Below are 25,154 nucleotides of genomic sequence, written 5' to 3'. Positions count from 1 at the left end.
CGAGGGGGTGCGATGCGCCGGGTGCTAAGTCCGGCGGTTCGGGTAGTGGCGGCGGTTCGGAACGTGGCTTCGACCCATCGTATTCTCCCACCGCTGGACACGCCCCGCGTCGCTCACGCGAGGGCCGCCGCGTCTTCGACTCGGGTGTCCGCGTCGCCGACGAAGACGGCTTCGAGGGTGTCGCAGACCGCGTCCGGACTCGCCGGCCCCCCGGCGTCGGCGACGCTGCCCACCGAATCCGGGTCGAAGGGGACCTCGATGGCCTCGTAGACGGGCGCGAGCACGTCGGCTATCTCGTCGCGGTCGGCGACGACGACCACGCCGGAGACGAGTGCGCTCTCCTTGCGGACCCGCTGGGCGATGCCACAGAGCTTCCCGCCCGCTTGGACCGAGTGGTCGCCGGGACAGTACGATTGCGGAGGCTCGCCTCGGCGTGCGGGGACGCCGAGTGTTCGGAGGGCGCGGACGACGGCGGTCGTTCCGGCCTCGTACCGCGCGTCGAGTCCGGTCCGGGCGTCGTCGAGCGGGAGCGCGTGGGCAAACGCGACGGTGGTTCCCGTGTAGGCCACCGCGCGGCCGCCGACGGAGCGTTCGACGGCCGGGAACCCGCGTTCCTCGGCGGCGGCGACGGCCTCGTCGTACCGCGGGGCGTGGGTGTCGCGCCTGCCGAACGCGAGTTGTCGGTGCGGCGTCCACGCTCGGACGGCCGGTTCGCCCGTCTCGCCCGCCTCGCGGAGCATGGCCGCGGTGACCGCTCGGTCTGCGTCTCGGTCGGGCCCGCGGCCGCGGATGACGCGCATGCCCGAGAGAACCACCCCGACGTACCTAAGCGCACCCGTCCCGTCCCGACGACCATGCTGCGACTGCCGCGGTCGATGCTTTCGCGCTTCGAGCGCTTCTCGCTCTACAACTCGCCGTATCCCGCCCACGACAGCGGCTGTGCAATCGACCTCTACGTCGCCGACGACGACCCGGTGGCCCGCTCGCCCGTCGCGGGGGCCGTCCGCGAGACGCGGACTGTCCGCGCACCGGACAAGCCCTACGCCCACGACGACGAGTACCTCATCCTCGTCGATGTCGACGCCGACACCACCGGACTGGACTGGCTCGGCGACGCCGACGACGACCCGCGCGAAGGACTGGTCGCGCGCATCCTCCACGTCGACCCCGGGGTCGACGCGGGCGATGAAGTCGCCGTCGGCGACTCGCTGGGACGACTCGTCCGCTCCGGGTTCTTCGCCCCGTGGGTCGCAAATCACGTCCACCTCGGCTTTCGCCCTGCGGACGCGAATCAGCACCGCGCCCGGGGGTCGCTCCCAGTTTCGCCCGACGTGACCGTCTCGCCGCTCGACTGGGACGGGACGGGAACCGTCGTCGAGACGGCGGAGACGTTCGTCGTCCTCGACGCGCCGGCCCGCGCCGACGCGGGGGTTGGCCCCGACGAGTTCGTCGGCCTCGCGAGTGACGAGGGGGTCGTTCTCGACGGCGGCCTCGCCCACTACGGGTTCGGGGGCACGCTCTCGCCCGTCGGAGACGGGCAGTCGTTGTCGCTCCTCGGCGAGCGGGTCGGTCGGACCGCCAGTCGGGACGTTCCGTGGGCCGGCTTCGACGTGCTCGCCGACGGAGAGAAAGTAACCGGATTGTCACTATTCGCGTCCCGCGTCGATTTCGGGACCAAAATCGTCTGCCCCGGCCACGACCTCGCCGTCGGCGACGAGGTATCGGTCGCGATTCGCCCCAGTTCCGACCCCATTAGACTCGACTGATTCCGCAGAGATGATTTATAACTGACACGAATGGGTCGGTCGGTGGCGACTGAACGGGTCCGCCATATTGAGGGTCAGTTCTTAAACTCCTTTACTATGAAAGGGCGAGTCTCCGCAAAAAATATCCTTCGTTCACCCGTATTTTTCTCCGTTTGTGAGACTCGACATACGAACGTGTGCCGTCGTTTCGGTCTTCGACGCCGCCGTCCCCGCGCCGCGATGACCGACGACCGCGACACCGGGTACGAGGTCGAACTCGGCCACCCGCTGGCCAGCGTGTCCTCCGACGCGACGCTCGAAGACCCCAAATTCGAACTCACGTTCGTCGGCGGCATTCCCGTGTCCGGCAAGCCCGTTCCGTACTTCGTCGCCCGCGGGAAAGACCGCGAGACGCTCGACGACTTCCTCGACGACCACGCGAGCATCGAGCACTTCGAGCCGGTTTCCGACGGTCCCGAGGGACGGCTCTACCGCTGCGAGTGGGCGACCCGCGACGGTGATATCATCTCGGCGATTCGCGAGTGCGACGGCATCGTCCGCCGGATGGTCGGCACGAGATACGGCTGGTCGCTGTCGGTGTACTTCCCGTCGAACGAGCTGACCACCCGGTTCCACGACGCGTGTCTCTCCCGCGACATCGACATCGACGTGCGCCGCGTCGAGCCCGCCCGCCTCGACGAGCGTCACCCCCCGGACACCGCCCTCTCGGAGAAGCAACTGACGGCGCTTCGGCTCGCCTTCGAACGGGGCTATTTCGAGACGCCGAAAGAGACCGGCCTCGACGACATCGCGAGCCGGTTGGGCATCACCGAACAGGCGCTCTCGCAGCGACTTCGGCGAGCACTCCGGCACCTCGTGGGCTCGGCGATAGACGATATCGACGACATCGGCCGCGACTCGCGGTCCGAGTGAAGAGCCGACGACGCGTCAGAACGGGACCGTGGTGGGGATGTGGCAATCGGGCGCGGATTGCCACGGTGGTGTCGATAGTGAACCGCGATGGAGGCGACCTGTGGTCTCTCCGGCGGTGCGCCCGCGTGGGGGGTGCCACCGACGCATATCGATACGCCGATTCTAGTAATATATCTGACCCTTGTGTGGACAATCAGTATTTAAGCGGCGTCGAAGTAATCGAGGTACTCCGAGGCGAACGTCCGGACCTCGTCGTACGTCGGCGGCGACCCGTTTCGGACGAAGTGGCCCGCGACGGCGTTGCCGACGACGAGCGACTCCGCGCGGCCGAGGTCGAGGACGTGCGCGAGCGCGAGGCCGGCGTTGAAGTGGTCGCCGGAACTCGTCGTCAACACCGGGTCGTCCGTCCGGGGGACGCCGACGGCCGCGGCCCCCTCGTCATCGATGAGATGGGCCTCCTCGATGCCGTGGCCCGCGAACCGGCTGACGCCGAGGTGGTCGAACGCCGCCTGCGACTCGCGGCCGAAGTCGTCGCTCTCGACGCCCGCCAACCGCGCGAGATAGCGCGTCTCGTAGCGGTTCGCCGACGCGACGACGCGAACCGCGTCGTCCAGCGCGGACACCTGTTCGACGCCCGCGGCGACCACCTCCGGCTCCCGCTTTCTGAGGTCGCCGGGGTCCAAAAGCAGCGTCTCCGGCGGGTCAGACAGCGTCGGCCACAACTCCTCGCGGAGGCCGCGCGCCACGTCCGGTAGCTCGGGCATCTCCGACCAGTAGCCCATCCCGACGAGTTCGGTCCCGTCGACCAGTTCGGCCAGTCGGTCGAGGCCGACGCGCGACTCGATTCCGGCCCAGTCGAGCGTCATCAGCGCGCCGATTTCGGTGAGCATCAGCTTCCCGTCGTCGAACTCGACGGCGTCGGTGTAGCCCGGCGACCCGAGGGTCTCCAGCGGGAGGTGGCCGAACTCCTCGACGAACGGCTCTTCGACCGGGTCGCCGAGACAGCCGACGACTCCGGGCTCGAACCCCATTCGGTCGAAGGCGCGCGCGAGGTGGCTCACGTGTCCACCGGTTCGGACGCCGTCTTGAATCCACTCGAAGGTGAGCGAACTCTCCGCTTCGACCGAGTCGTTCACGCGGTCGGCGAACGCTTCGAGCGTCGGTACTCGCTCGTAGGCGTCGGCCGACTGCCGCTCGGAGACGAACTCCCGAACGCGGTCGATGTAGCCGTCGAACCCGAACAGCACCCGCCCGCCGTCGACGCGCTCGGGGAGCGACTCCCGGCACGAGTCGGCCGCGCGGACGGTCGTCTCGTCTGGTGTCTCCATGGCGCTCCGTTCGGACGACCCGCAATTAGTGTTGCCGCCGGCGGCGACACTCCCGTCCCGTCAGCGGTCGCTTCCGAGGCCGTCAGCGGTTGCTCTCGGTCGTGATTTCGAACCGCGCGCCGCCGTCGTCGCTCTCGACGAACCAGACGCTCCAGCCGTGGGCGTTCACGACGCTCATGACGACGCTGAGCCCGAAGCCGGTCCCCTCGGAGCTCGTGGTGTAGCCCGCCTCGAAGATGCGGGGGCGGTCGTCCGGCGGAATCCCCGGACCGTCGTCTTCGACGTAGAACCCGGCGCGGTCGTCGAGGGGGCCGACCCCGACGGTCACGTCGTCGCCGCCGTGGCGGATGGCGTTCGAAAAGAGGTTCTCGAGGAGCTGTCTGAGCCGCCCTCGGTGGGCGTCGACCGCGACGTCGCCGTCGACGACGAGCGTCGCTTCCGGCGCGTTGCTCGCGGCGGTCGTCCACGCCGCCTCGGCGACGGACCCGAGCGACAGCCGTTCGGCCTCGTCGACCGTCTGGCCGTTTCGCGCGAGCGCCAGCACGTCCTCGACGATGTCCGCCATGCGGTCGTGGGCGGCCGCAACCCGGTCCAGTTCGTCGTCGTCGTATCGCTCGCGGGCGAGTTCGAGGTAGCCCATCGCCGCGTTCAGCGGGTTCTTGAGGTCGTGGGAGACGACCGACGCGAACGATTCGAGCTGCTCGTTCTGGCTGGCGAGTTCGCGCTCGCGCCGACGTAGCTGCTGTTCGCGCTCGACCCGGTCCAAGACCGCGCGGGTGTTGGCGGCCAGCACCTTCGCCAGCGCGATGCGCTGGTCGGCCAGCGAGTCATCGTCGAGAGAAGCGACGAAGAACACGCCGTGGTCGGGAATCGGGACGATGAGCTCCTCTTTGACCCCGGCGTCGAGGACGAATCGCCGTGGGTTCGAGTCCACGTCTCGGTAGAGGTTGTGCTCGCCACGCTCGAACACCTCCCACGTCAGACCCTCCCCCCGCGGAATCGGCGGCACGTCGCCGAACACCGCCCACGCCTCGTCCGTGAACGCCGTCGGGACGAGCGCGTCCAGCGACTCGTCGTACAGGAGGACGCCGCTAATCGCGTAGTCGAGGACCTCCGTGGCGGCCTCGCAGACGATTTCGGCGACCTCCTCGCGACTCGTCGTCCCAGTCAGCCGCCGAGTCGAGGCGTGGAGCGCATTGAGCCGCTGTTCGTACCGCTTTCGGGCCGTGACGTCCGTCGAGATGCCGACCGCGCCCACGACCTCGCCGTCGTCGCCGACGATGGGCGAGACGGTGAACTCGACCACGTAGCTCTTCTCGGGGAGCGACAGCTCGATTTCGAACCGCTCGCGGGTGCTCTCGCCGTCGAGAATGGCGTCGAGGGCGGCCTCAACGCGCTCGTAGTATTCGGCGGCGAGATAGCCGGCGTCGCGGAGCGCGGAGGTGTGTCGGCCGACGAACGCCGACATGGGGATGCTCGTCCGCGACAGCGCGGCCTCGTTGATGAACTGGACCACACCCGCCTCATCGACCACGTACGCGCCCTGTCCGATGCTCTCGACGATGGTCTCGTACCGCTTGAGCCGCTGTTCGTAGCTCCGCTGCTCGGTTACGTTCCGCGAGGTGACGACGAACCCGCCGACCGAGGTGTCCGCCTGGTTGCTTCCGATGGATTCGATCCACGTCCACGACCCCTCGGCGTTCCGGTGGCGGTACCGAACGGCTTCGGTCCCGTCGGCCCCCGTCTGGAGCGCGTGGTCGAAGACGGCCTCGACGCGCTCCCAGTCGTCGGGGTGAATCAGGTCGGCGACGCGCCTGCCGGCCAGTTCGCCGGGCTCGAACCCGAGCACGTCGGTGACGGAGGGGCTCTGGTACTTGATTCGCCCGTCGGTCCCGACGAGGGTCACGAGGTCGCGCGCCAACTCCACGAGGCCGCGGAACTGCGCCTCCGTGGCGCGCTGTTCGGTCACGTCGCGCATCGAGACGAGGACGCCGTAGGAGCCGTGATACTCGATGTCCTTGACGTTCGCCGCGCACTCGCGGACGCCGCCGTCGGCGTCGACGAGGCGGACCTCGTAGCTCACCGGCGCGTCGCCGCCCCGCCGCCGCGTCTCGGAGATGCGGCTGACTTTCTCCCGGTCGTCGGGGTGGATGACGTCGAGAAGCGCGGTCTCGGCGAGTTCGTCGTCGCTTCGGCCGGTGAGTTCGGTCAGCCGGCGGTTCCAAAAGCGGAAGTCGCCGTCCTGCGCGATGAAGATGGCGTCGTGGCTCTGCTCGACGACGGTCCGGTACAGTGAGTCCGAGTCCCGGCCGCTCGACGCCCACCGGGAGAACTCGATGGTGCGCTCGATTCGCGCGGCGACTGCGGCGGTCGCCTTCTTCGTCCTTGGCAGACCGATGACGATGGCCCCGCTCCCGTGGGCCGACCCGCCGGCGCTCGCGGTTCCGTGGGTGACGAGAAAGAAGACCGGGACGACGCCGACTCGGTCGCGGATGCGGGAGACGAACTCGGTGTCGACGTCGCCGCAGAGGACGACGCCGCCGACCCCGTCGTCGAGGGCGTCGAACACCGCGTCCGGCCCCGCACACGACTCGGTCGTGAAGCCGCGTCGCTCGACAGCCTCGACGAGGGCGTCTGGGCACTCGTCGACGAGCACGACGCGGGAATCGCTCATACCGGTATCAGTCCGGGAAACTGTATATATCTCACGTGATACCGACCTGACGGGTGTCCGACGAGACCGCCTCCGACCGTCGGTTACATGCCATTTGACACACTCGTTCGTGACATGACCGAGGACTTTCCCGCCGAGGCCGCGGCAATCGTCCAGCGGCACATCGAGGACGAACACGGCTACCTGTCGTGGCTCAACACCCGCGTCGACGCCATCGAGCGCGGCCGCATCGTGATGACCATCCCGTACGACGAAAAGCTCACTAACACCGTGTCGCCGCCGACCATCCACGGCGGCATCGCGGCGACGCTCATCGACACCGCGGGCGGCATCGCCCTCCGGACGATGCTCGACGACCCGCTCGCCGGCGGCGTCGCCACCATCAACCTCAACGTGAACTACCTGCGGCGGGCGTCGGGCGACCTGACCGCGGTCGCTGAGGTCGTCCGCGCCGGCGGGTCAGTCGGCGTGAGCACTATCACCGTCGTCAGCACCGACCCGGAAGAGGACTCGGACGTGGCCGCCCGGCAGTCGCCGTCGAGCGACTGGAACGACGCCGTCGCCACCGGACAGGGCGCGTACCGGCTCTTTCGGGAGTGAGACGCGGCCGAAGGCGCTCCACGCGTCGGGGTCGGAGTCGGGGTTGGAGTCAGAGTCAGGGCTCCGCTCGCGCCCGGCGGGACCGCCGGCCTACTCGAACGTCACGTCCGCGAGCGTCGCCGTCTCGCCGAACAGCCAGTCGGCGTGGTCGACGGCGTACTCCTTGTGTTCCGCTTCGATGTAGCCGAGCGCGTCGGTGACGAGAATCGGCCGGTAGTCGCGTAGTCCGGCGCTCCCGGCGGTGTGGAGGACGCAGACGTTCGCCAGCGTTCCGCAGATGAGCAGATCGTCCACGCCGTGGCTGTCGAGCCACCCCTCCAGTTGCGTCTGGTAGAATGCGTCGTAGGTGTGCTTCTCGACGACGAGGTCTTCGTCGCGGACGTCGAGGTCGCCGTGGAGGTCGGCATCCCACGTCCCTTCGATGACGTGTTCGCCCCAGCGCTCGAACTCGTCGTAGTAGTGGTTGCCGTCGAACTGCTCTGGCGGGTGCACGTCGCGGGTATAGACGACGCGTGCGCCGGCGTCGCGGGCGGCGTCGACGAGGCCCGCGACGGGGCCGATTGCGGATTCGCTCCCCGGCGCGAACAGGCTCCCGTCGGGGTGGCAAAAGCCGTTCTGCATGTCCACGACGACCACCGCGGTTCGGTTCGGGTCGAGTGCCATGTGCGTGAGTTGCGCCGGGACGACCAAAACAGTACGCGCCGGTTCGATTCGAGGCCCGAACCCGACAAGGTACTTCACTTCGGAGCCCAAGGATACGATATGCGAACGACCGGTCTCCGCGCCGTTTTCGCCGCCGTACTCTTGGTTCTCGCCGGCTGTGCCGCGCCCACGGCCGCGCCGGGCGGCGACGCGCAACCCGCGACGCCCGACCCGGACAGAGAAGGATTCGCCGACCCCGACCAGGACGTGCTCGGCTGGGAGGACGGCTACTGGTACGACGAGCCAATCGCCGTCGACCAGTCCGACGGCCTCAACGACTCCGAGATGGATGCGTACGTCGCCCGCGGGATGGCCCGCGTCGAACACCTCCGGCAGTTGGAGTTCGACGAGCGCGTCCCCGTGAACGTCATCTCCCGCGCAGACTACCGGCGCGACAGCGCCAACAACTCGGGGTCGGCAGACTCCGAGTTCAACCGCTGGAACGACCAGGTGTGGGAGGCACTCTTTATCACCGGTGAATCGACCGGAAGCGCGAGCGCCATCTCCGAGACGACCGGCAGTTCGGTCCTCGGCTTCTACTCGCCGTCCGCCGACGAGATTAAAATCGTCACCAGCTCGACCGACGAGCCGACCATCGACAACACCACGCTCATCCACGAACTGGTCCACGCCCTGCAGGACCAGCACTTCGACCTGACCGACGCCCGCTTCCGCGGCGAGACGCAGGACGGCGACCTCGCCATCGACGGCATCGTCGAGGGCGACGCCAGATACGTCGAACAGCAGTACGTCGACCAGTGCGCGGCCGGCACGTGGGACTGCGTCGTCACGCCCGCCGCGGGCGGCTCCGGCGGCGGGTCGGGCGGCGGCGGCCCGAATCTCGGCATCCTCCTCACCATCTACCAGCCGTACTCCGACGGCCCGGTCTACGTCCACGACCTGTACGAACAGGGCGGCTGGGAGGCCGTCAACGACGCCCTGCGCAACCCGCCGGTGTCCTCCGAACAGACCATCCACGTGACCGACGAGTCGCCCCGTCCCATCTCCTTCGCCGACGAGGGGACGAACGGCTGGACCACCTTCCCCGGTCAGGGCGTCGAGGGCTCCGACACGGTCGGCGAAGCGTCGATGTTCTCGATGTTCTGGTACCAGGCCCGCACGTCTGGCGCGGAGACCGTCCGCGTCCAGTCCATCCTCGACACGACCTCGGAGTACGACACGTACAACTACGACGCCGCGCCGTCGAACGGCTGGGCGAACGACCGCCTGTTCCCCTACCGTAACGAGGCCGGCGCGGAGACCGAGTACGGCTACGTCTGGGTGACCGAGTGGGACACCGACGGCGACGCACAGGAGTTCCACGACGCCTACCTGAACATCCTCAGCGCCCACGACGCCACCCAGCGTGACGACGGCATCTACGTCATCGAGGACGGTTCATTCAACGACGCCTTCCGTGTCGTCCGCACCGGCGACCGCGTCGTCATCGTCAACGGCCCGGCACCCGCCGACGTGGACGAGATTCGGCCGGGGCTCGCCGGCTAAGTCGGCTCCGCGTTTCGCTCTGATTTTCCCGTCCTGTTTCGCCCACCCGGTGACAAAGCACTTGCCGCGAGACGACGCCGACCGTGGTATGTCCCGCGTTCGAACCCTCCCGCTGGCGGCGCTCGCCGCGCTCGCCGTCCTCTCCGGCTGTGTCGGCGTCCCGACTGCCGACGCGCCGGGTGAGTCGCCGTCGGTGACGACGGAAACGCCGACTTCGACGACGGAACTCACACCGACCGACTCGCCGACCGCGACGGAGACCGAGTGGTACTTCGACTGCAACGCCTCGCTTTCGGTCGACCCCGCGGACGAGGTCCCGGGTGACGCAACCGTCTTCGACTACGCGAACCTCTCGACAGAGCGGCGCGCGGAGTTCGACGCGGCAGTCGGCGAGTCAGACTCCGCAGCGAGCGCCGGCGCGGCGTCGTTCCCCGAGCAGACCGACGCCTACGAGTTCTGGGTGGAACGACCGTACGTCCGGTACGAAAACGAGACGTACACGTCCGTCGTCGCAATCTGTTGACCCCCCACGCCGAGACGCTTTTTCGTCTTCCACCCCTGCACCCGCTATGAATCGCCGTCGCCTCGCCGCCGTTCTCTCCGCCCTTCTCCTCGTCGTCGCCGGCTGTGCCGCTCCCGTCGCCGACCCGAACGCCGCGGGGGACGACCCGGATGGCGCGGACGGGACCGCGACCCCGGCCGACGACTGGCCGTGGCCCGCCGACCCGCCGACCGACCGACTGGGCTGGGAGGCTGGCTACTGGTACAACGAGTCCATCGCGGTCAACCAGTCCGACGGCCTGAACGCGACCGAGCGCGAGGCGTTCGTCGCCCGGACGATGGCCCGCGTCGAGGTCGTCCGCGAACTGGAGTTCGAGGAGTCCGTGCCGGTCGAAGTCATCTCTCGCGCCGAGTACCGAAACCAATCGGACGAGCCCGCGGACCCGGTCCACAGCGACTGGAACGACCAGGTGTGGGAGGCGCTGTTGTTGGTCGGCGAGGACCGGACCATCGACGAGGTGTTCGACGAACTGTACGGCGGCGCGGTGCTCGGCTACTACTCGCCCTCCGAGGACCGAATCGTCATCGTGAGCGACGACGACCAGCCGACCATCGATCGGCGGACGCTCGCCCACGAACTCCACCACGCCCTGCAGGACCAGCACTTCGGGCTGGACGGCTCGCCGCCGACGCAGGACGCCCAACTCGCCGAGAACGGACTGGTCGAAGGCGACGCCCGGTACGTCGACCGGCTGTACGAAGAGCGCTGTGAGACCGAGTGGGACTGCGTCCCCCGGCCCTCCGGAAACGGGTCGGGAAGCGGTTCGTTCGACTATCCCGTGTTCCTCACCATCTACGCGCCCTACAGCGAGGGTCCGACGTTCGTCTCGGACCTGCGCGAGCGCGGCGGCTGGGCGGCCGTCGACGACGCCTACGCCGACCGTCCCGCCTCGACCGAGCAGATACTCCACCCGAAGCGGTACCCCGACGAGCGCCCCGTCGAGGTGACGGTCGAAGACCGCTCGTCGGCCGCGTGGACGCGCTACGACACCGACCCCGTCGCCGACACGGTCGGCGAGGCGTCCATCTTCGCCACGTTCTGGAAGCACCGCGCCATCGACCGGAGCAACCTCCAGCGGAGCACTGGGGCGTACTCGCCGTACAACTACACGGCCGGTCCCTCCGAGGGCTGGGCCGGCGATGCGGTGGTTCCCTACCGCCCGGCGTCGGACGAGAGCTACGAGGCGAACCTCCACGAGCGCGGTTACGTCTGGCGAACGGTCTGGGACACCGAGGCTGACGCCGAGCAGTTCGAGCGAACCTACGTGACCTACACGCTGAGGATCCGCCTCGGCGGGTCGTACGCGGGCGAGAACACCTACCGCGTCGACGACGGCCCCTTCGCGGACGCCTATCGCGTGACGAGAGACGGTGACACCGTCACCATCGTCAACGCGCCGACGGTGGAACAGTTAGACGAGGTTCACGGTCGGGAGTGAACCCAGCGGCCCGGAACCGTGGTGAGCTGTCGCTCCGATTCGTCGAAGAAAATTCCTCTTCGACGCACGTGACCGATTATACACCTTTTTCATCGGCCGGGTGGAATCCGCGCCAATGAGTGACTTCGATATCGTCGGTTCCGAGGCCATCCGCGAGGGCGTCGCGACCGACGCCTACTTCGAGCGGACCGAGGCGACCCTCCGACACGCGGGCAAAAACCCCCGCGTCGTCGCCGAGGTGACGGCCGACCAGTTCCCCGACGGCGACTTCGAGCTGTTCGCCGGCGTGAAAGACGCCGCGGAACTGCTCTCCGGCCGCGATATCGACGTCGACGCCATGCCCGAGGGCCTGCTGTTCGACGGCGGCCCCGTGATGCGAATCGAGGGCGACTACCTCGAATTCGCCCGGCTCGAAACCTCGCTTCTGGGCTTCCTCTCGCACGCGTCGGGCTGTGCGACGGCCGCCCTCGAAGCCCGCTCGGCGGCTCCCGACTCGACCGTCCTCTCGTTCGGCGCGCGGCACGTCCACCCCTCCATCGCCGCGATGGTCGAGCGGAGCGCCCTCGTCGCCGGCCTCGACGGCTTCTCGCACGTCGCCGCCGGCGAGATTCTCGGGAAGGAGGCGTCGGGGACGATGCCCCACGCGCTCCTCATCGCCTTCGGGCGCGGCAATCAGGCCGAGGCGTTCCGCGCCTTCGACGAGGCCGTCGCCGAGGACGTGCCGCGAGTCGCCCTCTGTGACACCTACGGCGACGAGACCGAGGAAGTCCTGCAGGCGGTCGAGACACTCGGCGACGACCTCGACAGCGTCCGCCTCGACACCACCTCCTCGCGCCGCGGCGACTTCCGCCACATCGTCCGCGAGGTCCGCTGGGAACTCGACGCCCGCGGCCACGAGGACGTGGGCATCTTCGTGAGCGGCGGCCTCGGTCCGGCCGAACTCCGGCACCTCCGCGACGTGGTCGAGGGGTTCGGCGTCGGCGGCTACATCTCGAACGCCAACCCGGTGGACTTCGCGCTCGACATCGTCGAGGTAAACGGCGAACCCGCGGCCAAGCGGGGCAAGCTCTCGGGCGTCAAAGAGGTCTACCGCACGGCCGACGGCGGCCACCACGTCGGCCTTCGCGGGCGACCCGGCCCGACCGACGGTGAGGCGCTCCTCGAACCGCTCATCCGCGACGGTGAGGTCGTCTCGGCGTTCGACTTCGACATCGACGCGGCCGCGACGCGGGCCAGAGAAGACGCAAAGTTGGTCGGGTTCGGCGACGAGTAAGACGCGTTCTCGTTTTGCGGCGACGCTCGGGGCCGTCGCTCGCCAGTTAGGTTCTCCCCCCAAGGAGCCGCGTCGTCGCCGCGACGACTTACAGCGCTTCGACGCTCCCGCCGTCGTCGCGCTCGCGGAAGACCTGCCCTTCGAACAGGGTAATCATGGTGTCGTCGTCCTGCCACGCCAGCGGTGACAGGCCGGCCTTGCGGCAGGCGTTCGTGAGGAACTCCTCTTTCGACCAGCCGAGTTCGATAGGCAGCGTCGGGTACATCCAGCCGTGGGTGCCGCCGGCGTCGATGGCGACCCCGTGGGTACCGAGTTCGATGTCGGCGACTGGGTCGTTAGTCAGCGTGTAATTGTTGACGATACAAACAGAGATGTTCAGATTCGGGAGTTCGGGTGCTTCGATTTCGGTTTGGCACGAATCGCCCGACGCGGCCTTGATGGCCGCGTCGACGATGGCGTGACCGAGTTGGTCTTTCCCCCGATATGCGCCCGCACAGCCCCGAAGTCGACCGCGCCCACGTGTCGACTTGATGCGGACAAACGCCCCGGTTCGGGCGTAAAATGCGTCGCGCATGCTGCCCGGTTGCTCTCTCTGTCCATGAAGAACGTACGATTCGACCGATTCCCGCGCTAGTTCGACCGCCCGCGCCCCATCCTCGTAGGTGAGGTGTACGGTCTGCGCCTCGGACATATTATTATTCAAGTTCTGTGGTGACTTCAACGCTTCCCTCGAATGTTATCCACTTGTTATGTAGATTACGTGCCACATAACGGGTGACTAAACCCGTGTATGACCCCGTTAATCGAACCGCTTATCCGACCGACTGGACTAGGGTAGGTCGGCAGAGAGAGCCCAGTTCCCGTGCCCGAGACGGGCATGAGGAAAGTCCCCCCACCGTCCGGACAGGTGACCGGGCGCAAGCCCGGAGTCGGAGACGGCTGGCGCTGGAACAGAAACGAGACCGCTCGACTTGACCGATGATGCGCGCGCGACGGCTCCGCCGTCGCCGGCGTGGCCATCATGGCCGCGTGCGAACCGACCCGTAAGGGAAGGGAGTTAACCCGCAGAGGGAGCGAGATGGCGTCGCCATCTCTGACGGTCGAGAACGGATGGAACGGCGAATCCTCACCGGTGCAAGTCCGCGCCGCGAAGGTAGTTCGGACGGCGCGTCGGGTTCGCCCGTCGTGCCCTCGGGGCTCGCCCCGAGAAGGACGCGGACGCTGAGCCGAATGCTGGGACGAACAGAAGGGGGCTTACTCCTCTCAGCCGCTTTCGAACGCCCGAGCGGCCGCACCATCGGTCGATTCGCGCCGTCGGGAAACGCTCTTGACCGTTCGCCACCGCAGTCTCGGTATGCGCGGTTTGACCCTCCTCGTCGCGGCGCTCGTCGTCCTCGCCGGCTGTGCCGCGCCGGTGTCGCCGGGAGACGACGCGACGACTTCGACGACCGCTCCGTCCGCCACGACCACCGAAACGCCGCCGCCCGCAGCCTCGACTACGTCGCCGCCAGCGACCGCGACTGCCACGCCGACCGCGTCGCCGACGCCCGAGCCGACAGAGACGTTCACGCCCGCCTCCGGCTACGGCCCGTGGGGCTCCGAGCCGGTCGTCGTCGCCGTCGAGGCCGCCAATGCCGACCGCGACTACGCCGCGCTCGTGACTGAGGCGACGACGTTCTGGGAGGCGAACGACGCGCGCTACCTCGGCTACGAGGTCGACTACGAGGTCGACGCCGACGCCCGCGACCCGGACATGGTGGTCCGCTTTTCCGACACCATCCCCGAGTGTAGCGGACAGGCCGACGCGGTCGGCTGCGCGCCGTACATCACCGACGCTCGGCAGATTGACCGCCCCGAGACCGTCTACATCCGAACCGGGTTCAGCGACGACTCGACGGTCGAAATCATCGAACACGAACTGGGCCACACGCTCGGTCTCGCCCACGGCGATGAGCCCGTAGCCCTGATGAACGCCACGGGCATCCTCTACACGCCCCCGCGGACGAACGCGACCGAGAAGGCGTTCCCGTGGGACGACCCGAACTTCACGGTCTACGTCGACGACGCGAACGCCTCGGACCCCGACGCGGCCCGCGAGCAGATCCGTCACGCCCTCGATTACTTCGTCGACGGCGCGCCGGGGATGCCCGACAACCTCACCTACACCTACGTGGACGACCCGGCGGACGCCGAGGTTCGCATCTCCTTTGCGGACTCCTCGCCGTGCGCCCCGGGTGCGGTCTCCTGTGCCGCCGTCAGCGGCTACGACCCGGACGGGGACGACGCGTTAGAGACGTATGGAAGCTACCGGGTCATCCTCGTCGACCTCGACACCGAGGCCGTCGGCTGGCACGTCGGCTACTGGACCGCACACTACCTCGGCGCGGAGGCCGACGACGAAAAGCCAGAACCGTTCCGGAACGCGACGTACAACGAGCGCCGAAGCGAGTGGTGGACGTAGCGCGGTCACCGTGCCGGCCGTACCGGCGTGGTTCGCGCCGAAAACGGCGGTTATCGTCCGTTCGAATCGGCCGAGTCCTTCTTTGGTACGGCCCCCGTAGACACGGTCGTGATTCCCACCGACAGGCACGGTGACGCCCACCCCGCCTTCGACGAGGAGTCGTTCCGCGACGCGCTCGCCGAGTTCGGGGGCACGGACGCGGAGCGCCGGGTCGTCGCGCGGCAGGCCCGCGACCTCGCCGACTCGGGGCAGGCCGAAGCCGACCGCGGCGCGGCGCTCACGGGCGACGAAATCGTGCGGAACATGCGCGACGCGCCAGAGGGCGGCCCCGCGACGCGCTGGAACTGGTGGCTCGGGGCGCTCGAAGCCGCCTACGGCGGCTACCGCGAGTTCCAAGTCCGCCGTATCCCGAAAGCCTGACCCCCGCCTCCACGCGACGCTCTGTGGCTACGTAGCCGCCGTCTCTCTCCCCGTTGAGTGACGCGTCGCACCCTCCCTCGCCCGTCGTCTCTCCGATGTATCTGTCGCCCCTGAGCGGTCGGAATCCGCCGAACGTCCCCGCCGCTCCGACCGTTCAAAACCAAAGCAGATTACACGCTTGTTACAGAAAGGGTGTGTAACGCGTACGACCAACCTACCGGTGATGCCTACTCTACAATGACAGACAACTACGACGTGATTATCGCAGGCGCGGGCCCTGCAGGTGGACAGGCGGCACGAGACCTCGCCGCCCGAGGCTACGACGTGTGCGTCCTCGAAACCGAGTCCGAAGACGAGTTCCCCTCCAGGAGTAACAAATCGACCGCCGGGACGTTCCCGTCGGCGATGGCCTCGTTCAACATCCCCGACAAGGTCGTGATGAACTTCACCGACGACGTTGTCTTGGAGTCCCCGAACGACTATTACCACCGGCACCAACCCGGTGCGGTCCTCGAGTTCGCGGACTTCAAGAACTGGCTCGTCGACGAGGCGGAAGCCGACGGCGCGGAGTACCGTTTCGACGCGCGCGTCTCCAAGCCAATCATGGAGGGCGGCGAAATCGTCGGCGTCCGGTACAACGGCGACAAAGAGGTGTACGCCGACATCGTCATCGACGCCACGGGCCCGAGCGCGCCGCTCGCCAAGGCGCTCGGCGTGTGCGACCTCGACCGACAAAAGCAGGCTATCGGCATCGAGTTCGAGTTCGAGGGCATGGACCTCGCGCCCGAGGGCTACGGCGACCTCACGGACGCGATGATGCTCCGACTCGACCACGACATCGCGCCCGGCGGCTACTCGTGGATATTCCACACCGGCGGCGACACCGCGAAGGTCGGCGTCTGCTACATCCAAAACGAGGGACACCGTCACAACGCCAAGTCGGGCTACACCATCGACGACTACCTCCAGTACTGGCTCGACACCGACCCGCGCTTCGCGAACGCGGAGCGCCTCGAGGGCAAACAGCACCGCGGTTCCGCGCACATCCAACTTCCGGGTCGCATGAGCACGGACAACTTCATGGCTATCGGCGACACGGTCCCGACCGTCGACCCGCTGTGGGGCGAGGGCATCGACAAGTGCATGCGCTCGGGTCGGGCCGCGGCCGCGACCGCCGACCGCGCGCTCACGAACTCCGAGCGCGACACCTCAGCGTCCGAACTCGCCATCTACGACCAGTTGTGGCACGAGCGTGTCGCGCCGAAAGTCAAAAACCGCCTGTTCATGACGGAGATGCTCTACCGCGCCTCGAACGAGCGCTACGACAAACTGCTCGAAGACCTCCACCGCCTCCCCAACGAGCAGTTGGACGCCGCGAACGGCGGCAGTCCGCTCGCCATGTTCCGCATGCTCAAGTTCGAAGATCTCTCTATCCTCGCCTCGACCGCGAGGGATTGGTTCTCGAACTAACCACCGGACGGAACGGGCATCCCTCCCGGTCCCCACGACTCTCGTCTCTCGTCTCGATTCAGTCTCTCTTCTCTCCGTCGCTCACTCGCTTTCGTCGTGCTCGTCGCGCTCCCCGCCGTCGTCGCCGAGCATCGCCAGCGCGTCGGCCAGCGCCGCCCGCGCCGACGCGACGTGTTCGTCGGCCGCCTCGTCTTCGGTTTCGTCGACGTTCGACAGCAGGTGTTCGACGTGGCCGAGTCGCGTCCGGACCACCTCGTCGTCCGGGAGCGGGCCGACCGCGAGGTCGCCCGCGACGGCCTCTGCCTCGCCGAGCCACCGACTCGCGTCCTCGCGGACGGGCCGCGTCGCCGTCGCGGCGAGTCGGTCGTGGAGCGTCGCCACCAGTCGGTCGAGGTCGTCGCGGTCGGTTTCGGTCTCGGGTTCGGGGTCGGCCTCGGCGTCGGATTCGGGGTCGTCGCCACCGCGGTCGGGTTTGGAGTCGGAACCGGTCACGCCTCGGGAGACGGCGGCTGGCGTAAAAAGCGTCGAGTCCCGCGAGTCCGGCGGGACCGACGAGCAAAAGCCCCTCCGGTCGGTACTGCCGGCAATGAAACTCCAGTTCCTCGGCGGGGCCGAGGAAGTCGGGCGCAGCGCGATTCTCGTCAACGACTCGCTGCTGCTCGATTACGGGATGTTGACCGGGAACCCTCCGCAGTTCCCCGTCGGCTCCGTTGACCCCGACGCCGTCGTCGTCTCGCACGGCCACCTCGACCACGTCGGGACGGTCCCCTCGCTTCTCTCGGGCGACGACTGGCCGGCGGTCCATTGGACGCCGCCGACCGACGAACTCGCTCGGACGCTCGCGCGCGACACGCTCAAACTCCACGGCGGGAGCTACAACTGCCCGTTCACCGAGACACACGTCCGGCGGATGACCCAGCAGTCGGAACACCACGACTACGGGGAGGCGTTCGAGGCCGCCGGCCACGAGGTCACGTTCTACAACGCGGGCCACATCCCCGGGAGCGCCCACGTCCTCGTCGACGACGGCGAGACCCGCCTGCTCTACACCGCCGACTTCCACACCGACGACCAGCGGTTGGTCTCGGGCACGACCGACCGCCCGGACGCCGACGTGGTCATCTGTGAGTCCACCTACTCCGACGTGGAACACGACGACCGCGCGACCGTCGAAGAGCGCTTCGTGGAGTCGGTGCGGACGACCGTCTGGGAGGGCGGCACCGTCGTCGTCCCCGCGTTCGCCATCGGCCGGACGCAGGAGCTTCTCATGGTGCTCGACGCCCACGACATCGACTGCTACGTCGACGGCATGGGGACGCGCGTGCTGCAGATGCTCAGAAACCACCCCGACTACGTCCGCGACGCGGCGGCGCTCAAGCGGGCGAAATCGAACGCCCGAATCGTCTCGGGCAGGGACGGCCAGCGAAAGCGCATCGCCCGACAGAACTCGGTTATCGTGACGACGAGCGGGATGCTCTCGGGCGGCCCGGCGATGACGTACATTCCCGAGATTCGGGGCGACCCGACGAACAAAATCTGTCTCACCGGCTATCAGGTCGAGGGGACGCCGGGCAGGGAACTGGTCGAACGCGGCCGGTGCGAACTCAACGGCGGCGTCGTCCCGGTGGCCGCCCGCGCCGAGATGTACGACTTCTCCGCCCACGCCGACCGACACGGGCTCTTATCGTTCCTCGACGACTACCGCGACGCCCCGGTGTTCGTCAACCACGGCGACCGCTGTGCGGCGTTCGCCGAGGAACTCCGCGCCGACGGCTACGAGGCCGCGGCTCCAGAAATCGGAACGACGGTCGAGGTCTGAAGCGCGCGGCGGCCGACGTCGCCCCACGAGTCACCGGACTCAGGCGCGTTCGTCGTCCGTCTCCGGGACTTCTATCGACCGGCTCGCGGCGACGCACGCGGACACGCGAAGTCGCGTTCGCCGCGACCGAAAGCGACCGAGGAACGAGCCGAGCGCCCCACCGGATGAATCCGAACTCATGGTTTTAGGTTGGCCTAAACAATCATAGTCGTTGCGGTCAGCGTGCGCACTCTCTCCGACGGGGTCGGCGAGCGAGCGACTCCCCGCGACCGCTCCCCGACCGTCACTGCTTCATTCGACCGGAACCCCTTCATTTCGCCTGCAACGAGGCGACTGTCTCGAGTTCCGACGCGTCAGTCGCGTTCGAGTCGCTCGCGGCGACGGTCGAACTCCTCGTCGTCGATGTCGCCGCGGGCGTAGGCCCGGCGGAGTTCGTCGAGCGCGTCGTCGTCTCCGTCGTCCCCGTCGCGCAGGGCGCGGAACAGGAGGACGCCGCCGCCGACGACGACCGCGAGGACGAGCAGTTGACCGAACAGTCCCATCCCCCACATCCACCACGGGACGGTCCCACCGGTCCCGCCGTGCATCCACGTGTCGTGCATCCAGCCGCCGCCCCATCCCATCGGCATCCCGCCGCCGAGCCCGGCCATCCCGAAGAGGACGGGAAGCGCGAACAGCGCGGCCAGCGCGAGCAGGACGATGCCCGCGAGTCGCGTCGAGTCGTTTGTCGTCGTCATGGTGTTCACCGAGGCGGTGGCGTCCGCCTCACAGGTGACAGTACGCACTCCACGTTTAGGTCGATTGTCGCTTCGATTCTTCGGCTCCGCTGCCGGAAAAGCTTCCATTCCGCCGCTTTGCGTCGCCCTAACTTTGGAATCTTCGACGCGGGGGCGCAGCGTTCACTCCCCCGATCAGTCGTGATTTTCCGCCGACAACTGCCGGTTCATACTTGAACCTCGCTGTCCTTTCGCCGGTATGCCTGGTCGGCTGAACGTCCTCGTCGTCAGCGGGGACGCCGCCGTTCGCGAGCGTCTCGCGACCGAACTTCCCGATTCGGTCGGCGACGCCACGACCGAGGTCCGCGTCTCGACTGCCGACAGCCTCGACGCGGTTCACGCGGTGCTCGAACGAAGTCGCATCGACTGTCTCGTCGTCTCAACCGAAGTCACCGACTCGGAGGGCCGACCGCTCGTCTCGAAGCTCCGCGACGACGGCGTGCCGCTCGTCTCGTTCGAGCGGTCGACCCCCGACGAACACGACCTCGACAACCTCGGGCACGTCGTCTACGACGCCGCCCGTAACACCGTCGGGTCGCTCGACCATCGCGCGCTCTTCGAGGCCGTCAACGTCGGCCTCGCGGTTCGCAACCTCGAAACGCTCGAACTCGTCGACATCAACCAACACTACCTGAACATTCTCGGCATCGACCGGGCGTCGGTCATCGACACGACCCCCGCTCACGTCACGGCGGACGTTCCCGGCTACGACGCCGACCGCGCCCTCGACGAGGTCGAGACCGCCCGCGAGGAGGGCGAGCACGCCTTCACGTGGCCCATCGAGAACGCGTCGGGCGACACCATCTGGATTCGCGTCAGCCTCACCGTCGCCGAGATTTCGGGGCGGGACCGACTCATCTCGACGGTCGAGGACGTAACCGAAGAGCGCCGCCGCGAACGCGAACTCGAGGCGTTCAAGGGCGCGGTCGACGCCGTCGACGCCGGCGTCACCATCACCGAGGACGACCGACACGTGTACGTCAACCAGACCGCGGCCGACATCTGCGGCTGCCCGGACCCCGAGTCGATGCTCGGGACGGGCTGGGGACACCTCCACGACGAGTCGGAACTCGAACGCCTGCGGCGGACGATTCCACCCGCGCTCGAAGCCGACGGCAAGTGGCAAGGCGAGGTGGCGATTCGCCGGCCCGACGACGGCGACCTCGTTCCGGTCCGGTTCTCCATCACGTCTCTGGAAGGCGACCGGAACGTCATCGTCTTCCAGAGCCTCTCCGACCAGAAGGCCCGAGAGGACGAACTCGAACGGAACCGCGACTTCCTGGAACGCACCCAGCGCATCTCGAAGGTCGGCGGCTGGGAACTCGACCTCGTGACCGACACGCTGGCGTGGACTGACCAGACGAAGCGCATCCACGAGGTGCCGCTCGACTACGAGCCGGACGTCGACGACGCCATCGAGTTCTACGCCTCCGAGGAGCGAGACCGGGTCCGCGAGCTGGTGGACCGCTGTCGGTCCGAGGGCGTCCCGTGGGAAGACGAGTTCCGACTGGTCACCGCCGAGGGGTCAGAGCTGTGGGTCCGCACGCGGGGCGAACCGGTCATCCGCGACGGCCGGGTGGCGGCGCTCAGAGGGACGATACAAGACGTGACCGCCCGCCGCTCCCGAGAGCGCGAACTCGAACGGACGAACGCCGAACTGGAGGCGCTCAACCGAATCGTCCGCCACGACATCCGCAACGACATGGCCGTCGTCGTCGGCTGGGCGGAGCTACTCCGAGAACACGTCGACGGAGAGGGCGCGGACATTCTCTCGCGCATCCTCTCGACGGGACGCCACACTATCGAGATAACCGAGGTCGCCCGCGACCTGATGGAGACGATGAGCGGCGGCGGCGTCGAGACGCGCCCGATGTCGCTCGTGAACGCCGTCGAGCGCGAACTCGCGGTCCGCCGCGAGGCGTTCCCGAACGCGACGTTCGAGGTCGACGGCGAGGTTCCGGACGTGGCGGTGCGCGCGAACCCGCTCATCGCGTCGGTGCTCGGCAACCTCTTCAACAACGCCGTCCAGCACAACGACGGCAGCACCGTCGTCACCGTCTCGGCGACCGTGGACGACGACGCCGACATGGCGGTCATTCGTATCGCCGACGACGGTTCGGGTATCCCCGACGCACGGAAGTCGGTCGTCTTCGGGAAGGGCGAAAAGGGGCTCGAAAGCACCGGTACCGGCCTCGGGCTCTATCTCGTCCACCAGTTGGTCGACTCGTTCGGCGGCGAGGTCCACTTCGAGGACAACGAACCCACGGGTACGGTCGTCGTCGTCTCGCTCCCGCTCGCGTCGGCGGACTGAGCCGACCGCGACGCTCTCAGACCGTGTCGGTCGGCTCGTGGGACTCGGCCATCTCGGTCGCGGCGGCCGCGTACGCCGCCTTCGTCTCCTCGTCGGAGACGCGGCCCAGTTCGTCCTCGGGTACGTCGATGGCGGCGTAGGTGTCGCGCACGTCGGACTCGAAACTCGTCAGCGAGCGCTCTTTGCGGTGGTAGCGCGTTCCGTCGGTGGTCGCGTACACGAGGATGATGATGTTCTGTTCGTCGTCCGAGTAGGTCCGTTCGACCAACCACGTCCGCACCTCGTTTGCCATGGTCGAGTGTACGTGCGGAACCGTGATACGTCCCCGCTCGGTTCTCAGTCCTCGATACCCAACTCGTCGAGGAGCGTCTCCAGCGTGTAGCTCTGGAGCGCCCGGTGGCTGTCGCGCATCGCGGAGATGACGAACGTCGAGTTCGTCCGCTCGACCTCCGGCGTCGCCTCGAAGTCGCTGATGAGGCGCTCCACGCGGTCGGAGTCCGCGAGATGGGCGACGACGATGAAGTCCGTCTCACCCATCGTGAAGTAGAGCTGCGTGACGCCCTCTATCTCCAGCAGTTTGTTTCCGACTTCCTCGTACGACCCGCTGTAGTCCGCCAGCACTTCCACGACCACGGTGACGCCGAGTCCGAACGCCTCTAAGTCGATGTCGTAGAGGTCGTTCTCGATGACGCCGTCGTCCTTCAGGTTGTTCAGGCGGTAGTGGATGGTCGAGACCGGGATGTCTGTCTCTTCGTGTAGCTTCTCGGGACTGCCCGTCCCGAGGTCCGCGATGGCCTTCAACAGGCGCACGTCGCGTTCGTCCATACCCTCTCGTTGCGGTCGGTGACGTAAGTCCTTGTTCTGTCCGCCGTTTTCGCCACCTCTCTCGCGCTCTCGAACTATCACGAATTATAGAGGATTTCCTACAGCAAATCTGAGTATATTAAGTTTAAAATTCAACTCAAATCAAATCTCTTGTAGAAGGCTTTAACAACACACGTCTCTGAGAACTGAAACAGATTCGACCATGACGCGAACCACTTGGAGAAACATTCCGACGACGCCCCTGCTTTTCGTCGCGCTCGCGGCGATGTGGGGCACCTCGTTCGTCGCCATCGAGGTCGGCTTGGAGTTCTTCCCGACCCTCTCTTTCGCTGCGCTCCGCTACGAACTCGCGGGGCTCGTGATGCTGGCGTACGCCTGCTACTCCACCGACCGCTGGCGACCCGAGACCAGAGACGAACTGCTCGCGACGGCCATCGGCGCGGTGTTCATCATCGCCGCCTACCACGGCCTGCTCTACCTCGGACAGGAACACGTCCCCGGCGCGGTGGCCTCTATCATCATCAGCCTCTCGCCCATCTTGACGGCGGTCTTCGCCTCGGCCATCCTCACCGAGGGGTCGCTGGGGAAGACCGGGACGCTTGGCCTGTTCGCCGGGTTCGCCGGTGCCGTGCTCGTCGCCGACCCGGTCTCGGCGTTCTCGGGGTCGTCCGGGTCGGCGCAGGGACTCGGCATCGTCCTCATCTTCCTCGCGGCGGTGTCGTTCGCTCTCGGCGCGGTCCTTACCCGCCCGCTCCGGAGTGACCTCCCGGTCCAGTCGATGCAGGCGTGGTCGATGCTCGGTGGCGGTGTCCTGCTTCACGGCTGGGCACTCGTCCGCGGCGAGTCGCTTTCCACTATCGAGTTCGCCCCTGCCGGTATCGCGTCGTTCCTCTACCTGACGCTCGTCTCCGGCGCGGTAGCGTTCCTCCTCTACTTCGAGCTTCTGGACCGCCTCGGGCCGACCGAACTCAACCTCATCGGCTACGTCGAACCCGTGGTCGCGGCGCTCATGAGCTGGGCGCTCCTCGGCCACGTCATCGACACGACGGCGCTCGTCGGCTTCGGAGCCATCTTCTTCGGCTTCGCGGCGATGAAAAAGGAGACGCTGGTGTCGGTCGCCGTCGCGGTCCGACGACGGGTTGCGGCCTGAAGTCGGTCCGCGCTTCGAGTTCTGTTCTCTTATTCAGCTTCCGCGGGGACGCTTCCCCGGAGTCCGACCACCCGAGCCACGCTGTCGCGCTGGACGAGGAGGAATCCGGAGAGGATGACCCCGAAGCCGAGGACGGTCGCCGGCGAGACGGACTCGCCGAGGAACGCCCATCCGGTGACGGTGGCGACGACCGGCATCGCGTAGGCGACGAGGTTGCCGCGGACGGGACCGGCCTCCGCGAGGAGCGCGAAGTAGACCGGGTAGGCCGCGGCGGTCGCGGGCATGCCGACGTAGAGAATCGCGGCGACGAGCTCCGGCGACCACGCGACCTGCGCGACCGACTCGCCGAGACCGAGGCTGGCGGCGTGGATGCCGACGGCGGCGGCCGCCATCGCCCACGCGGTCTGCGGGAGCGTCCCGATGGACGGCCCGACGCGCTTGAGCAGGACGGTCCCGAAGGCGACCGACAGCGCCGAACAGACGATGAGCGCCTGTCCGACGCTCCCGCCGCCGAGGACGCTCTCGGGGCCGACGATGACGACGACGCCGACGAGTCCGAGCAGGATGCCGGCGGCGTCGACAGCCGAGATGCGCGCGTCGTCGAGGAGCAGGACGGCGAACACCGGGGAGGCGACGGGCATGATGCTGTACATGACGGCCGCCGCGCCGGTCGTCGCGTGTTGCTGGCCGAGGAAGAGGAACACGTTGTTCGCCCCGAGGACGAACGCGGCGCTGGCGAGGATGCCGAGCGCGTCGGCGCGGGTCCGCGGGAGCCAGTAGCCGCCGCGGACGGCGACGAGCGTCAGGAGGACGACGGCGGCGACGTCGACGCGGAAGGCGGCGAACAGCACCGGTGGGACCGAGCCGATGGCGGCCTTGATACCGACGAAGGAGGTGCCGAACAGCACCGCGGCCGCGACGAAGAGGACGAGAGTCCGGTGACGGCTCACGCCACCACCCCCCGCGCTGTGGCCGGCGTTCGATTCGCCGGGTGAGCGCGGGAGGTGGAATGCGGTCGACGCTCGGTGCGTGGACGGCGTAGAGGCGTCGTCTGTATCACAACACATCCTGCGACTTCCGAAGGCATATGTCTAACGATTGGTCTCGTTGCAGGACGAATACGCAGTTCGAGTCACTGTTTGCCACGATTCGTTGACTAAA

24 protein-coding genes and 1 other RNA gene are annotated in these 25,154 nt (G+C 67.7%); 14 read left to right on the top strand and 11 right to left on the bottom strand.

What is annotated here, in order from left to right:
* Positions 1-113 precede the first annotated feature (113 nt).
* Entirely contained in the window at positions 114-800 is a 687-nt protein-coding gene (locus tag C5B90_RS13970) for a lipoate--protein ligase family protein (protein WP_115882308.1), read from the bottom strand.
* A gap of 54 nt (positions 801-854) precedes the next feature.
* Between C5B90_RS13970 and C5B90_RS13965 the strand changes: the two genes are divergently transcribed.
* Together C5B90_RS13965 and C5B90_RS13960 are read left to right on the top strand one after the other, a co-directional pair.
* Positions 855-1,766: a hypothetical protein gene (locus tag C5B90_RS13965; protein ID WP_115882307.1), complete on the top strand. Its 912-nt coding sequence runs from the start codon at positions 855-857 to the stop codon at positions 1,764-1,766.
* A gap of 219 nt (positions 1,767-1,985) precedes the next feature.
* Positions 1,986-2,678 (top strand): helix-turn-helix domain-containing protein, encoded by a 693-nt coding sequence (locus C5B90_RS13960; protein WP_115882306.1) that lies wholly within the window; start codon positions 1,986-1,988, stop codon positions 2,676-2,678.
* Positions 2,679-2,878: 200 nt separating this feature from the next.
* On the opposite strand, the gene C5B90_RS13955 is transcribed toward C5B90_RS13960, so the two are convergent.
* A complete protein-coding gene (locus C5B90_RS13955; protein WP_115882305.1) occupies positions 2,879-4,006 on the bottom strand; it encodes a hypothetical protein in 1,128 nt (375 codons plus the stop codon).
* A gap of 82 nt (positions 4,007-4,088) precedes the next feature.
* Complete coding sequence (locus C5B90_RS13950; protein ID WP_115882304.1) at positions 4,089-6,680, bottom strand: PAS domain S-box protein; 2,592 nt, start codon at positions 6,678-6,680, stop codon at positions 4,089-4,091.
* Between the two features lie 114 nt (positions 6,681-6,794).
* Between C5B90_RS13950 and C5B90_RS13945 the strand changes: the two genes are divergently transcribed.
* Complete coding sequence (locus C5B90_RS13945; protein WP_008096600.1) at positions 6,795-7,280, top strand: PaaI family thioesterase; 486 nt, start codon at positions 6,795-6,797, stop codon at positions 7,278-7,280.
* Between the two features lie 90 nt (positions 7,281-7,370).
* Here the strand turns inward: C5B90_RS13945 and C5B90_RS13940 are convergent, their stop codons facing one another.
* A complete protein-coding gene (locus C5B90_RS13940) occupies positions 7,371-7,943 on the bottom strand; it encodes a cysteine hydrolase family protein (RefSeq protein WP_115882303.1) in 573 nt (190 codons plus the stop codon).
* 99 nt (positions 7,944-8,042) lie between these two features.
* Here C5B90_RS13940 and C5B90_RS13935 point away from each other — a divergent pair, with 99 nt between their 5' ends.
* The 4 genes from C5B90_RS13935 to C5B90_RS13920 all read left to right on the top strand — a co-directional run bounded on the left by C5B90_RS13935 (position 8,043) and on the right by C5B90_RS13920 (position 12,761).
* Positions 8,043-9,488 carry an Hvo_1808 family surface protein gene (locus C5B90_RS13935; RefSeq protein WP_115882302.1) on the top strand — a complete coding sequence of 482 codons (1,446 nt, stop codon included), beginning with the start codon at positions 8,043-8,045 and terminating at the stop codon, positions 9,486-9,488.
* 88 nt (positions 9,489-9,576) lie between these two features.
* Positions 9,577-10,011 (top strand): hypothetical protein, encoded by a 435-nt coding sequence (locus tag C5B90_RS13930; RefSeq protein ID WP_115882556.1) that lies wholly within the window; start codon positions 9,577-9,579, stop codon positions 10,009-10,011.
* Between the two features lie 46 nt (positions 10,012-10,057).
* Positions 10,058-11,488 carry an Hvo_1808 family surface protein gene (locus C5B90_RS13925; protein ID WP_115882301.1) on the top strand — a complete coding sequence of 477 codons (1,431 nt, stop codon included), beginning with the start codon at positions 10,058-10,060 and terminating at the stop codon, positions 11,486-11,488.
* Positions 11,489-11,603: 115 nt separating this feature from the next.
* Positions 11,604-12,761 (top strand): nicotinate phosphoribosyltransferase, encoded by a 1,158-nt coding sequence (locus C5B90_RS13920; RefSeq protein ID WP_115882300.1) that lies wholly within the window; start codon positions 11,604-11,606, stop codon positions 12,759-12,761.
* Between the two features lie 88 nt (positions 12,762-12,849).
* Here the strand turns inward: C5B90_RS13920 and C5B90_RS13915 are convergent, their stop codons facing one another.
* On the bottom strand, positions 12,850-13,452 hold the full coding sequence (locus C5B90_RS13915) for a TIGR00296 family protein (RefSeq protein WP_004976452.1): 603 nt from the start codon (positions 13,450-13,452) through the stop codon (positions 12,850-12,852).
* Between the two features lie 150 nt (positions 13,453-13,602).
* Between C5B90_RS13915 and rnpB the strand changes: the two genes are divergently transcribed.
* The 4 genes from rnpB to C5B90_RS13895 all read left to right on the top strand — a co-directional run bounded on the left by rnpB (position 13,603) and on the right by C5B90_RS13895 (position 17,112).
* Positions 13,603-14,030, top strand: an RNA gene (gene rnpB, locus C5B90_RS13910) — RNase P RNA component.
* Positions 14,031-14,115: 85 nt separating this feature from the next.
* Positions 14,116-15,222, top strand: a complete 1,107-nt coding sequence (locus C5B90_RS13905; RefSeq protein ID WP_115882299.1) for a matrixin — start codon at positions 14,116-14,118, stop codon at positions 15,220-15,222.
* A gap of 108 nt (positions 15,223-15,330) precedes the next feature.
* Complete coding sequence (locus C5B90_RS13900) at positions 15,331-15,642, top strand: hypothetical protein (protein ID WP_115882554.1); 312 nt, start codon at positions 15,331-15,333, stop codon at positions 15,640-15,642.
* Between the two features lie 237 nt (positions 15,643-15,879).
* Positions 15,880-17,112 carry a digeranylgeranylglycerophospholipid reductase gene (locus C5B90_RS13895; protein WP_115882298.1) on the top strand — a complete coding sequence of 411 codons (1,233 nt, stop codon included), beginning with the start codon at positions 15,880-15,882 and terminating at the stop codon, positions 17,110-17,112.
* 81 nt (positions 17,113-17,193) lie between these two features.
* On the opposite strand, the gene C5B90_RS13890 is transcribed toward C5B90_RS13895, so the two are convergent.
* On the bottom strand, positions 17,194-17,604 hold the full coding sequence (locus C5B90_RS13890; protein WP_199517498.1) for a hypothetical protein: 411 nt from the start codon (positions 17,602-17,604) through the stop codon (positions 17,194-17,196).
* Positions 17,605-17,698: 94 nt separating this feature from the next.
* Between C5B90_RS13890 and C5B90_RS13885 the strand changes: the two genes are divergently transcribed.
* Positions 17,699-18,931, top strand: coding sequence for an MBL fold metallo-hydrolase (locus C5B90_RS13885; protein ID WP_115882550.1), 1,233 nt, complete (start codon positions 17,699-17,701; stop codon positions 18,929-18,931).
* Positions 18,932-18,970: 39 nt separating this feature from the next.
* Here C5B90_RS13885 and C5B90_RS20885 read toward each other — a convergent pair whose 3' ends face one another.
* Positions 18,971-19,111 (bottom strand): hypothetical protein, encoded by a 141-nt coding sequence (locus C5B90_RS20885; protein ID WP_199517497.1) that lies wholly within the window; start codon positions 19,109-19,111, stop codon positions 18,971-18,973.
* Positions 19,112-19,284: 173 nt separating this feature from the next.
* Positions 19,285-19,668: an SHOCT domain-containing protein gene (locus C5B90_RS13880; RefSeq protein ID WP_115882548.1), complete on the bottom strand. Its 384-nt coding sequence runs from the start codon at positions 19,666-19,668 to the stop codon at positions 19,285-19,287.
* A 238-nt stretch (positions 19,669-19,906) separates the two neighbouring features.
* On the opposite strand from C5B90_RS13880, the gene C5B90_RS13875 reads away from it, so the two are divergent.
* Complete coding sequence (locus C5B90_RS13875; RefSeq protein WP_115882297.1) at positions 19,907-22,018, top strand: PAS domain S-box protein; 2,112 nt, start codon at positions 19,907-19,909, stop codon at positions 22,016-22,018.
* Between the two features lie 16 nt (positions 22,019-22,034).
* On the opposite strand, the gene C5B90_RS13870 is transcribed toward C5B90_RS13875, so the two are convergent.
* Together C5B90_RS13870 and C5B90_RS13865 are read right to left on the bottom strand one after the other, a co-directional pair.
* Positions 22,035-22,310: a hypothetical protein gene (locus C5B90_RS13870; protein ID WP_115882296.1), complete on the bottom strand. Its 276-nt coding sequence runs from the start codon at positions 22,308-22,310 to the stop codon at positions 22,035-22,037.
* Positions 22,311-22,354: 44 nt separating this feature from the next.
* Positions 22,355-22,843 (bottom strand): Lrp/AsnC family transcriptional regulator, encoded by a 489-nt coding sequence (locus C5B90_RS13865; protein WP_058566265.1) that lies wholly within the window; start codon positions 22,841-22,843, stop codon positions 22,355-22,357.
* 202 nt (positions 22,844-23,045) lie between these two features.
* Here C5B90_RS13865 and C5B90_RS13860 point away from each other — a divergent pair, with 202 nt between their 5' ends.
* A complete protein-coding gene (locus C5B90_RS13860) occupies positions 23,046-23,993 on the top strand; it encodes a DMT family transporter (protein WP_115882295.1) in 948 nt (315 codons plus the stop codon).
* 29 nt (positions 23,994-24,022) lie between these two features.
* On the opposite strand, the gene C5B90_RS13855 is transcribed toward C5B90_RS13860, so the two are convergent.
* Positions 24,023-24,943, bottom strand: a complete 921-nt coding sequence (locus C5B90_RS13855) for a DMT family transporter (protein WP_115882294.1) — start codon at positions 24,941-24,943, stop codon at positions 24,023-24,025.
* Positions 24,944-25,154 lie beyond the last annotated feature (211 nt).

This window comes from Haloferax sp. Atlit-12N (assembly GCF_003383095.1).
GTDB lineage: Archaea > Halobacteriota > Halobacteria > Halobacteriales > Haloferacaceae > Haloferax.
The sequence above is the reverse complement of the archived record's forward strand: the minus strand, read 5'-3'. Positions and strand labels throughout refer to the sequence as shown.

Coding starts and splice junctions, on each gene's coding strand:
- C5B90_RS13970 (WP_115882308.1), bottom strand. CDS start 800: ATGCGCGTCATCCGCGGCCGCGGGCCCGACCGAGACGCAGACCGAGCG.
- C5B90_RS13965 (WP_115882307.1), top strand. CDS start 855: ATGCTGCGACTGCCGCGGTCGATGCTTTCGCGCTTCGAGCGCTTCTCG.
- C5B90_RS13960 (WP_115882306.1), top strand. CDS start 1,986: ATGACCGACGACCGCGACACCGGGTACGAGGTCGAACTCGGCCACCCG.
- C5B90_RS13955 (WP_115882305.1), bottom strand. CDS start 4,006: ATGGAGACACCAGACGAGACGACCGTCCGCGCGGCCGACTCGTGCCGG.
- C5B90_RS13950 (WP_115882304.1), bottom strand. CDS start 6,680: ATGAGCGATTCCCGCGTCGTGCTCGTCGACGAGTGCCCAGACGCCCTC.
- C5B90_RS13945 (WP_008096600.1), top strand. CDS start 6,795: ATGACCGAGGACTTTCCCGCCGAGGCCGCGGCAATCGTCCAGCGGCAC.
- C5B90_RS13940 (WP_115882303.1), bottom strand. CDS start 7,943: ATGGCACTCGACCCGAACCGAACCGCGGTGGTCGTCGTGGACATGCAG.
- C5B90_RS13935 (WP_115882302.1), top strand. CDS start 8,043: ATGCGAACGACCGGTCTCCGCGCCGTTTTCGCCGCCGTACTCTTGGTT.
- C5B90_RS13930 (WP_115882556.1), top strand. CDS start 9,577: ATGTCCCGCGTTCGAACCCTCCCGCTGGCGGCGCTCGCCGCGCTCGCC.
- C5B90_RS13925 (WP_115882301.1), top strand. CDS start 10,058: ATGAATCGCCGTCGCCTCGCCGCCGTTCTCTCCGCCCTTCTCCTCGTC.
- C5B90_RS13920 (WP_115882300.1), top strand. CDS start 11,604: ATGAGTGACTTCGATATCGTCGGTTCCGAGGCCATCCGCGAGGGCGTC.
- C5B90_RS13915 (WP_004976452.1), bottom strand. CDS start 13,452: ATGTCCGAGGCGCAGACCGTACACCTCACCTACGAGGATGGGGCGCGG.
- C5B90_RS13905 (WP_115882299.1), top strand. CDS start 14,116: ATGCGCGGTTTGACCCTCCTCGTCGCGGCGCTCGTCGTCCTCGCCGGC.
- C5B90_RS13895 (WP_115882298.1), top strand. CDS start 15,880: ATGACAGACAACTACGACGTGATTATCGCAGGCGCGGGCCCTGCAGGT.
- C5B90_RS13885 (WP_115882550.1), top strand. CDS start 17,699: ATGAAACTCCAGTTCCTCGGCGGGGCCGAGGAAGTCGGGCGCAGCGCG.
- C5B90_RS20885 (WP_199517497.1), bottom strand. CDS start 19,111: ATGAGTTCGGATTCATCCGGTGGGGCGCTCGGCTCGTTCCTCGGTCGC.
- C5B90_RS13880 (WP_115882548.1), bottom strand. CDS start 19,668: ATGACGACGACAAACGACTCGACGCGACTCGCGGGCATCGTCCTGCTC.
- C5B90_RS13875 (WP_115882297.1), top strand. CDS start 19,907: ATGCCTGGTCGGCTGAACGTCCTCGTCGTCAGCGGGGACGCCGCCGTT.
- C5B90_RS13870 (WP_115882296.1), bottom strand. CDS start 22,310: ATGGCAAACGAGGTGCGGACGTGGTTGGTCGAACGGACCTACTCGGAC.
- C5B90_RS13865 (WP_058566265.1), bottom strand. CDS start 22,843: ATGGACGAACGCGACGTGCGCCTGTTGAAGGCCATCGCGGACCTCGGG.
- C5B90_RS13860 (WP_115882295.1), top strand. CDS start 23,046: ATGACGCGAACCACTTGGAGAAACATTCCGACGACGCCCCTGCTTTTC.